This is a genomic window from Kitasatospora sp. NPDC057542, from assembly GCF_042801945.1.
Taxonomy (GTDB): Bacteria; Actinomycetota; Actinomycetes; order Streptomycetales; family Streptomycetaceae; genus Kitasatospora.
Window position 1 is genome coordinate 1 of record NZ_JBHVFE010000357.1, and the last position, 9,534, is coordinate 9,534.

Consider the following 9,534-nt stretch of genomic DNA (forward strand, 5'->3'; position numbering starts at 1 on the left):
GTTCTCGACCCCGCGGCCTCCGGCGTTCCCCCGCCGCTGTCCGCCGGTTCCCGCGTCCGGTTCAGCGGCGCACGGTTCACGGGCGCAGGCGCAGGCCGCGCGGGGTGGCGTGGAAACCGGCCTCCTCCAGGGCGTGGCCGAGGGCCGAGCCGAGCGCGGGCTCGCCGTTGGCCCGCTCGACCGTGACGCTGCCGAGCGCGCCCTCCCGGACGGCGGCCGCGAGCGCCCCGGCCGCCAGCGCCCGGGTGGTCTCGTCCTCCGGCCAGGCCAGCAGGGACTTGCCGCCGCGTTCGACGTACAGCGCCAGCTCGCCGTCCACCAGGACCACCAGGGCGCCCGCCTTGCGGCCCGGGCGGTGGGCGGTGGACTCCTTGCCGCCGGGGGCGGTGGGCGGCTCGGGCCAGGGCAGGGCCGCGCCGTAGGCGTTGGCCGGATCCGCGGCGGCCAGCACCAGCGTCTGCGGCGGCTCGCCGGACGGGGCGGCCGGCCACTCGGAGGCCCGGGCCCGCTCCAGCCGGCCGTTCACCGAGCGCAGCCGATCGGCCGCGCCCTCCATGGCGAACTGGGCGCCGCCCAGGCCCTCGACGAAGTAGCCCCGGCGGGCCCGGCCGCGCTCCTCCATCGCGGCGAGCACCCGGTAGACCCCGGCGAAGCCGCCGGGAACCCGCTCGGCCACCACCGTGCCCCGGCTGAGCAGGCCGTGCCGGTCCAGCAGGCTCTGCGCCTGGGCGGTGGCCCGGACCGTCGGGTCGGCGGCGAAGCCGGGCAGCAGCGACCAGCGCCCGGCCACCGTCGGCGGGCCGCTACGCAGGGCGCCGCCGACCCGGCCGAAGGCACGGCCGGCACCGCCGTAGCGGCCGCGCGGGGTGGACCGGGGAGCGCGGTGGGCGGTGGCGCCCGCCGTCCGGCCGGAGCCGAGCAGGGCGCGCAGCGGGGCGAGGGTGTCGTTGGTGACGTAACCGGCCCAGACCAGGTCCCAGAGCGCCTCGACGATCTCCGGCTCGGCGGTCTCCATCGGGAGCTGCTGGACGAGTTGGCGGAAGAACAGGCCGTAGCCGCCGGCCAGCGCGGACATCAGGGCGCTGTGCACCGGGGTGAGCGCGGGCGGGACCGGCTCGGGGCGCAACAGGTGGGCGTTCTCGGCGAGGTGCAGGCTGAGCCAGCCGTCCTTGCCGGGCAGGGCGCCGGCCCCGCACCAGCCGACCTCGCCGGCCGCCATCAGCTCGTCCAGCAGGCCGGGGGAGTAGTCGGCGAGCCGGGCCGGGAGGACCAGCTTCTCCAGCGCGGAGGCGGGCAGGGCGGTGCCCTGGAGCTGCTCGATCACCCGCAGCAGGCCGTCCGGGCCGCGCAGCCGGTGGCCGGCCAGGTGCTGCCACTGCGGCAGGAAGGCGGCCAGGGCGCGCGGCGGGACCGGCTCGACCTCCTGGCGCAGGGCGGCCAGCGAGCGGCGGCGCAGCCGGCGCAGCACCTCGGCGTCGCACCACTCGGGCGCGGTGTGCTGCTCGGCCGGCCGGTACTGACCCTGGACCAGGCGGCCCGCGGCGGTCAGACGGTGCAGGGTGCCGGTGACCACGGCGGTGCCCAGGCCGTAGCGGTCGGCGGCCTCGGTGGCGGTGAACGGGCCGTGGGTGCGGGCGTGGCGGGCGATCAGGTCGCCCAGCGGGTCCTTGACCGGCTCGGTGAAGGCCTCCGGGACGCCGACCGGCAGGGGCGTGCCCAGCGCGTCACGCAGCCGTCCGGCGTCCTCGATCGCGGCCCAGCGCTGCTCGCCCGCGATCCGGACCTGGATCACCCGGCGGGCCGCCTCCAGCTCCAGGGCCCAGAGCGGCTCGGCGCCGCGGAGGGTCAACTCGGCCTCGGTGAGCGGGCCGAGCAGGCGCAGGGCGTCGGCGACGCCCTCGGCGTCCTTGATCCGCCGCTCGGGGGTGAGGCGCTGGAGCTCGGCCTCCAGCTCGGTGAGCACCTGGGGGTCGAGCAATTCGCTCAGCTCGGCCTGGCCGAGGAGTTCGGACAGCAGCCGGGAGTCGAGCGAGAGGGCGGCGGCGCGGCGCTCGGCGAGCGGGGAGTCACCCTCGTAGAGGAACTGGGCGACGTAGCCGAACAGCAGCGAGCGCGCGAACGGTGAGGGCTCGGGGGTGGTGACCTCGACCAGGCGGACGGCGCGGGACTCCAGATCGCCCATCAGCTCGACCAGGCCGGGGACGTCGAAGACGTCCTGCAGGCACTCCCGGACGGCCTCCAGGACGATCGGGAACGATCCGTACTCCGAGGCGACTTCGAGGAGTTGGGCGGCACGCTGGCGCTGCTGCCAGAGCGGGGTGCGGCGGCCGGGGCTGCGGCGGGGGAGCAGCAGGGCGCGGCCGGCGCACTCGCGGAAGCGGGAGGCGAACAGGGCGGAGCCGCCGACCTGGTCGGTGACCAGCTGCTCGATCTCGCCGGGGTCGAACAGGGCGGCGTCGGCGCCGACGGGGGCCTCGTCCGGGCTCGACTGCTCCGGCGGGCTGCTGAGATCGAAGTCGAGGCCGAGCAGGTCGGCGTCGGGCAGACGGAGCACGATGCCGTCGTCGGCGTGCATGACCTGCGGGTCCAGGCCGTGCTTCTCGCGCAGCCGGGCACCGAGGGCGAGCGCCCAGGGGGCGTGCACCTGGGCGCCGAACGGGGAGTGGATGACGATCCGCCAGTCGCCGAGCTCGTCCCGGAAGCGCTCGACCACGATGGTGCGGTCGTCCGGGAGGTGGCCGCAGGCGGCGCGCTGCTCGGCCAGGTAGTCCAGCAGATTGGCGGCCGCCCAGCCGTCCAGGCCGGCCTGCTTGAGGCGGTCGGTGGCGGCCTCGGGCCGCATGCCGCCCAGCTCGCGGGTGAACGCGCCGAGGGCGCGGCCGAGTTCGAGCGGACGGCCGAGGGTGTCGCCCTTCCAGAACGGGAGCCGGCCGGGGACGCCGGGGGCGGGGGTGACCAGCACCTTGTCGTGGGTGATCTCCTCGATCCGCCAGGAGGTGGTGCCGAGGGTGAAGACGTCGCCGACGCGGGACTCGTAGACCATCTCCTCGTCGAGCTCTCCGACGCGGCCGCCACCCTTCTTGTTCGTTCCTGCGTCGGACGCGGTGGTGCCGGCGATGAAGACGCCGAACAGGCCGCGGTCGGGGATGGTGCCGCCGGAGGTGACGGCCAGTCGCTGGGCGCCGGGGCGGCCGGTCACCGTGCCGGCCACCCGGTCCCACACCAGGCGGGGGCGCAACTCGGCGAAGGCGTCCGAGGGGTAGCGGCCGGCCAGCATGTCGAGCACGGCGTCGAAGGCGGACTGGGGGAGAGTCGCGAAGGGCGCGGCGCGGCGGACCACGGCGAGCAGCTCGTCCACCGGCCAGGCGTCCAGGGCCGTCATCGCGACCAGCTGCTGGGCGAGCACGTCCAACGGGTTGCGCGGGATGCGCAGCGCCTCGATCCGGCCGGACCGCATCCGCTCGGTGACCACGGCGGACTGCACCAGGTCGCCCCGGTACTTGGGGAAGAAGACGCCGGTGGAGACGGCGCCGACCTGATGGCCGGCCCGGCCGACCCGCTGCAGGCCGGAGGCGACCGAGGGAGGGGACTCGACCTGGACGACGAGCTCGACGGCGCCCATGTCGATGCCCAGCTCCAGGCTGGAGGTGGCGACCACGGCGGGCAGCCGACCGGCCTTCAACTCCTCCTCGACGAGCGCGCGTTGCTCCTTGGAGACGGAGCCGTGGTGGGCCCGGGCGATGACCGGGGGCGCGCCCTTGGCCGTGCCCGAGCCGCCCATCAGCTCGGCCGGAGCGTGCGCCTCGGGGACGGCGGTGCCGGTGGCGCGCTCGTGGGCGATCTCGTTCAGCCGGTTGCACAGCCGCTCGGCCAGCCGGCGGGAGTTGGCGAAGACGATGGTCGAGCGGTGCGCCTCGACCAGGTCGACGATCCGCTCCTCGACGTGCGGCCAGATCGATGCGCCCCCGGCCTGACGGCCCGGAGGTACCCCCAGCCGCTGCGGGTCGCCGCCGGCGGCCGGGGCGGCGGGCAGGTCGTCGAGGTCGGGGACGGGGACGACCACCGAGAGGTCGAAGTCCTTGGCGGCGGCGGGCTGGACCACGGCGGCGCCGCGCTGCGGGCTGAGGAAGCGGGCCACCTCCTCGACCGGGCGGACCGTGGCGGACAGGCCGATCCGGCGGGCCGGGCGGTCCAGCAGCTCGTCCAGCCGCTCCAGACTGAGGGCGAGGTGGGCACCGCGCTTGGTGCCGGCGACCGCGTGCACCTCGTCCAGGATCACCGTGTCCACGCCGCGCAGGGCCTCCCGGGAGGCGGAGGTGAGCAGCAGGAACAGCGACTCGGGGGTGGTGATCAGGATGTCCGGCGGGTGGGTCGCGAAGCGGCGGCGGTCGGCGGCCGGGGTGTCGCCGGAGCGGATGGCGACCTGGACCTCGGGCTCCGCCAGGCCGAGCCGGACGGCGGCCTGGCGCAGGCCGGCCAGCGGGGCGCGCAGGTTCCGTTCGACGTCCACCGCGAGGGCCTTGAGCGGTGAGACGTAGAGGACCCGGCAGCGGCGCTTGGGCTCGGCGGGGGGAGGGGTGCTGCTGAGCCGGTCGAGGGCGGAGAGGAAGGCGGCCAGCGTCTTGCCGGAGCCGGTGGGGGCGACCACCAGGACGTCCGTCTCCCGCTGGATGGCCTGCCAGGCCTCGGCCTGGGCGGCGGTGGGGGCGGAGAAGGCACCGGTGAACCAGGCCCGGGTGGCCGGGGCGAATCCGGCCAGGGGGTCGTCGGCGGGCGGGGTCGGGTGTGCGGGCGCCATGCCCCCATGGTGCCGGGTGGGACTGACACGTGGGGGTGGGGCGGAGGCCGGGGCGGAGGTGCCGGGGGCCGCGCGGGCGGAGGGATGCAAGCTGAGGAGCAGAAATAACAATCCGCTCATATGGTGATGAATCGGAAGCTTGATCCACCCGAGACCCAGCTGATCCACCCCGTGACCCACCGGACCGACGAGCGGAGGCCGTGCGATGGCGCAGGCGTACCCGGGGGGCAGGCCCGCCCGCGTCGCCCGGCGCCGCCGGGTCCGCGGGCCCGCCCGGGCGCTGGTCGCGATGCTGCTCACGGCGCTCGTCGGGGGTGGCGCCGTCCCGTACGTGTCCGGGCCGGGGCGGGCCTACCTCAGCTACCTGGTGCTGGCCGAGGACGAGGACGCCGCCGGCGCGGCCCGGGCCGGGGCGGAGAGCCGGGCGGCGGGCGGGCAGGTGCTCCAGGAGTACCCGCAGATCGGGGCCGTGCTGGTGTACGCGACCGGCCCGTTCGCCGACCGGTTGCGGGCCCGGCCCGGGATCGCCGCCGTCGGGGCGACCAGGACCGCGCCGGTGGTCGCGCCGCCGCGGACGGTGGCGGGCGCGGGGTACTTCACGGCGGGTACGGCCACGGGGGCTCGGGCGGGCGTCGGGAGGGGTGGTGATCGGATGGACGGGGGGACCGCGACGGTGCCCGATCCGGGGGAGGGGGGCGCCTGGAACCTGGCCATGCTCGCGGGCGCCACCGCTCGGGTGGGAGACGCGTCGATGGTGTCCGCCGGCGTCGTGCCGAGCGCCGAGGCGCTGCGCAAGGTGCTGGTCGCGGTCCTGGACTCCGGCGTCGACGACACCCACCCGGACCTGCGCGCCGCCGTCGACCCGAAGGCCTCCGCCTCCTGCGCGGACGGCCGGCCCGACGCCCGCACCGGCGCCTGGCGGCCGGACCCCGGGGTGGGCGAGAGCGGGCACGGCACGCACGTCGCCGGGATCGTCGGCGCCACCCGCGACGGCCACGGCGTCACCGGGGTCGCGCCGGGCGTGCGGATCGCCGCCGTCCGGCTGCTCGGGCCGCTCGGGCAGTACTACGCGGAGAACATCGTCTGCGGCATGCTCTGGGCCGCCGACCACGGGGCCAAGGCGATCAACAACAGCTACTTCGCCGACCCGTGGAAGTACAACTGTCCCGAGGACCGGGACCAGGCCGCGCTGATCGCGGCCGTCGGGCGGGCCGTCGGGTACGCGCAGCGGAAGGGCGCGGTGGTGGTCGCCTCGGCGGGCAACGACGGGCAGGACCTCGGCGCCTCGCGGACCGACGAGCGGAGCCCCAACGACCGGGTCTCGGGGCCCGCCCCCGTCCGGCACCTGGGCACCGAGTGCGTGAGGCTGCCCGGCGAGCTGCCCGGGGTGGTCACCGTCACCGCGGTCAACCGGGACGGGCGCCCGGCCGGCTACTCCAACTACGGGCGCGGGCGGGTCTCGCTGGCTGCGCCGGGGGGTGAACCGGACGGTGGGCCGCAGGAGGCGATCGTCTCCGACTGGCCGGCAGGGCAGTACGCGGCGCTGGCGGGGACCTCGATGGCGGCTGCGCATGTGACCGGGGCGTTGGCGGTGGCGGCGGCGCTGCATCCGGAGCTGGGGTCGGACGGGCTGGCGGGGGCGTTGGCGGGGGCGGCGGCTTCGGGGTGTCCTGCGGGGCCTCACGGGTGTGGGGAGCGGCAGTACTTCGGGGCGGGGTTGGTGGTGGTGCCCCGTTGACCGGCGGGGTGGGGGCGGGGGTTTCCGGGATACTTGGGGGCATGAGGCTGACGGAGTTCTGGCGACGGATGTACGCGCACTTCGGGGAGGCGTACGCGGAGTCGTTCGCGACCGACCACGTGATGAGCGAGTTGGACGGACGGACGGTGCGGCAGGCGCTGGAGGCGGGCTGGGAGGCCAAGGACGTCTGGCGCGTGGTCTGCGACACCCAGGGGGTCTCCGGCGTGCTGCGCTGAGTGCCGGCGCCCGGGTGGCATGGGACAGACTGTTCGAGTGACAAGTAGCGCAGAACAGAAGAATTCGGACGGGGTGGAGCGGGGTGCCGACGGCGCTCCGGCGGGTGGGGGGCTGTGGGGCGGCGGGATGCCGCGCTGGCTGCCTCGGGCGATGGTGCTGTTCCTGGTGCTGGTGGGGCTGTTCCAGCTCGCCGACTGGGCGTTCCGGCAGCTGGTCGACCTGTTCGTGATGCTGCTGGTGTCCTTCTTCCTCTCGCTGGCGCTGGAGCCGGCCGTGGACCGGATGGCGGCGCGGGGGGTGCGCCGGGGGGTGGGGACCTTCCTGGTGTTCGTGGCGGTCGGGGTCGCGGTGGTGGGCTTCCTCGCCGCGCTCGGCACGCTGCTGGTCGACCAGGTGGCGAAGATCGCCGGGGACCTGCCGCACCTGGTCGACAACCTGATCGGCTGGATCAACCGGACCTTTCACCAGGACGTCTCGCTGGGCGAGTTGCAGAAACGGTTGCTCAAGGACTCCGGCACCATCGAGAACTACGCCCAGCAGGCCGCCGACAACGTCTGGGGCGTCTCGTCCACCGTGATCGGCGGGCTCTTCCAGGCCTTCACGGTCGGGCTGTTCACCTTCTACTTCACCGCCGAGGGCCCGCGGGTGCGACGGACGGTCTGTTCGCTGCTGCCGCCCGCGAAGCAGGGCGAGGTGCTGCGGGCCTGGGAGATCGCGCTCGCCAAGACCGGCGGCTACCTGTACTCCCGGGCGCTGCTCGCGGTGGCGTCGGCCATCGGACACTGGGTGATGTTCGAGCTGCTGGACCTGCCGTACGCGGCGGCGCTGGCGGTCTGGGTCGGCGTCATGTCGCAGTTCGTGCCGACCATCGGGACCTACCTGGCCGGGGCGCTGCCGGTCCTGGTGGCGCTGACCGTGGAGCCGGTGGACGCGCTCTGGGTGCTGGTCTTCGTGGTGGTCTACCAGCAGATCGAGAACTACCTGCTGCACCCGCGGATCACCGCGCGGACGATGGACGTGCACCCGGCGGTGGCCTTCGGCTCGGTGATCGCGGGCGCGGCGCTGCTCGGTGCGGTGGGCGCGCTGATCGCGATCCCGGCGGCGGCGACGCTCCAGGGGTTCGTGGGGACGTACGTGCGGCGGTACGAGGTGGCCACCGATCCGCGGATCGACCGGGGAGAGCAGCGGCGGGCCCGGCGGGAGCTGCGCCGGGAGGCGGCCCGGCGGCTGCGCCGGATGGTCGGCGGGGACGGGGGGCGCGGGGAGTGACGCGGGGCGCCGTCCCCGGGGTGTCCTCGGGGGCGGCGTGGCCCGGACGTGCGACGCTTGAATCGAACAGATGTTCTTTGTACTCTCCGGCGAGGAGTTTTCCACAGGCCGAGCCCGCTCGGGCTCGTTTGTCAGTGGGACGCGCTAGCGTCGAGGACGATGAAGCGCACAGCACAGAACCCGAGGGAAAAAGCCATGGCAGGTACGGACCGCGAGAAGGCCCTGGAGACCGCTCTCGCCCAGATCGAGCGGCAGTTCGGCAAGGGCTCGGTGATGCGCCTCGGCGAGAAGGCCAACGAGCCGGTCGAGGTGATCTCCACCGGGTCCACCGCCCTGGACGTCGCCCTCGGGGTCGGCGGCATCCCGCGCGGCCGAGTGATCGAGATCTACGGCCCCGAGTCCTCCGGTAAGACCACCCTGACCCTGCACCTGGCCGCCAACGCCCAGAAGGCCGGCGGCACGGTCGCGTTCGTCGACGCGGAGCACGCGCTCGACCCGGAGTACGCCAAGAAGCTCGGCGTGGACACCGACGCCCTGCTGGTCAGCCAGCCGGACACCGGTGAGCAGGCGCTGGAGATCACCGACATGCTGATCCGCTCCGGCGCGATCGACCTGGTGATCATCGACTCGGTCGCGGCGCTCGTCCCGCGCGCCGAGATCGAGGGCGAGATGGGCGACTCGCACGTCGGTCTCCAGGCCCGGCTGATGAGCCAGGCGCTGCGCAAGATCGCCGGTGCGCTGAACCAGTCGAACACCACCGCGATCTTCATCAACCAGCTGCGCGAGAAGATCGGCGTGATGTTCGGTTCGCCGGAGACCACGACGGGTGGCCGGGCGCTGAAGTTCTACGCCTCGGTCCGCCTCGACATCCGCCGGATCGAGACCCTGAAGGACGGCACCGAGGCGGTCGGCAACCGCACCCGCGTCAAGGTGGTCAAGAACAAGGTCGCCGCGCCGTTCAAGCAGGCCGAGTTCGACATCCTCTACGGCGTGGGCATCAGCCGCGAGGGCGGCCTGATCGACATGGGTGTGGAGCACGGCTTCATCCGCAAGTCGGGCGCCTGGTACACCTACGAGGGCGACCAGCTCGGCCAGGGCAAGGAGAACGCCCGCAACTTCCTGCGGGACAACCCGCAGCTCGCCGACGAGATCGAGCGGAAGATCAAGGGCAAGCTCGGCATCGGACCGAAGCTGGAGGAGCCGGCCGAGGGCGGGGCGGAGGCCGCCGCCGACGGCGCCGCCAAGCCGATCACCGCGACCGCCACCAAGACGGCCGCGGCGAAGAAGACGGCGGCGGCCAAGGCCTGAGCCGTTGACGCAGTACGACACGGTGGGCGGCGGCCCGGAGGACGACGACCACGGGCCGCCGGACTGGTTCGCCGCGGTCGCGGAGGAGCCCGAGCCGGTGGCCGCGAAGCCCCGGGGATCGCGCTCCCGGCGCGGCCGTCAGTCCACCACGCAGTGGGCATCCGGCTCCGAGCCGGAGTTCGAC

At 74.7% G+C, this 9,534-nt stretch carries 6 protein-coding genes; 5 read left to right on the forward strand and 1 reads right to left on the reverse strand.

All coding sequences use genetic code 11. The annotated features are described in order from the left end of the window. Positions 1 to 76 precede the first annotated feature (76 nt). Positions 77 to 4,798 (reverse strand): ATP-dependent helicase, encoded by a 4,722-nt coding sequence (locus tag ACFU7Y_RS32555; protein ID WP_380770532.1) that lies wholly within the window; start codon positions 4,796 to 4,798, stop codon positions 77 to 79. Positions 4,799 to 5,003: 205 nt separating this feature from the next. Between ACFU7Y_RS32555 and ACFU7Y_RS32560 the strand changes: the two genes are divergently transcribed. From ACFU7Y_RS32560 to ACFU7Y_RS32580, 5 genes are all read left to right on the forward strand, one after another. After that, entirely contained in the window at positions 5,004 to 6,536 is a 1,533-nt protein-coding gene (locus ACFU7Y_RS32560; RefSeq protein WP_380770533.1) for a S8 family serine peptidase, read from the forward strand. Between the two features lie 41 nt (positions 6,537 to 6,577). Further along, positions 6,578 to 6,772, forward strand: a complete 195-nt coding sequence (locus ACFU7Y_RS32565) for a DUF3046 domain-containing protein (RefSeq protein WP_224284745.1) — start codon at positions 6,578 to 6,580, stop codon at positions 6,770 to 6,772. A gap of 37 nt (positions 6,773 to 6,809) precedes the next feature. Continuing rightward, positions 6,810 to 8,042 carry an AI-2E family transporter gene (locus ACFU7Y_RS32570; RefSeq protein ID WP_380770534.1) on the forward strand — a complete coding sequence of 411 codons (1,233 nt, stop codon included), beginning with the start codon at positions 6,810 to 6,812 and terminating at the stop codon, positions 8,040 to 8,042. 195 nt (positions 8,043 to 8,237) lie between these two features. Further along, on the forward strand, positions 8,238 to 9,350 hold the full coding sequence (gene recA / locus ACFU7Y_RS32575) for a recombinase RecA (RefSeq protein ID WP_224284746.1): 1,113 nt from the start codon (positions 8,238 to 8,240) through the stop codon (positions 9,348 to 9,350). Between the two features lie 4 nt (positions 9,351 to 9,354). Then, on the forward strand, positions 9,355 to 9,534 hold a 180-nt coding region (locus ACFU7Y_RS32580), incomplete at its 3' end, for a hypothetical protein (protein WP_380770535.1).